The following is a 388-nucleotide window of genomic DNA, read 5'->3' as shown; positions in this document are numbered from 1 at the left end:
AATTTTAAATTGGGCAAAGGGATTTTCCTGACAGTCCGTTAGAATGCCTTTAGTGAGCTCGTTATGTTTGTTGTAAGTGTATTTGAAAAAATTCCCGTTAGGATGATGGGTTTTTTCCAAGCAGTATAATTTGCCTTCGGGGGTTTTTCTTTTTTTAAAAGTATGGCGCGTTCCGGAACCCTCTAAGATGGATAACAACCCATCACCATCCTGCCTGTCTAACATCACATTTTTGGGACTTGTCTTTCCGCTAATTTGTCCTCGTCCACAATTTGTTGCTCCATATTTCAAAGAATCTGGTGATATTTTGCACTTAGCAATGGGTCGATGTCCTTCAAATTTGGCAATGGCTCCCATCCCTTCATTCAAACCAAGTTCATACCATTTT

The 388-nt window shown here is 39.7% G+C and carries 1 protein-coding gene; it reads right to left on the bottom strand.

What is annotated here, in order from left to right:
• Positions 1-388: hypothetical protein (locus AOM43_RS08625; RefSeq protein ID WP_152618858.1), on the bottom strand; the 388-nt coding region annotated here is incomplete at both ends.

The sequence above is a fragment of the Parachlamydia acanthamoebae genome (genome assembly GCF_000875975.1).
GTDB classification, from domain to species: Bacteria; Chlamydiota; Chlamydiia; order Chlamydiales; family Parachlamydiaceae; genus Parachlamydia; species Parachlamydia acanthamoebae.
Note: the sequence above shows the minus strand (reverse complement) of the source record. Positions and strands in the feature narration are given on the sequence as shown.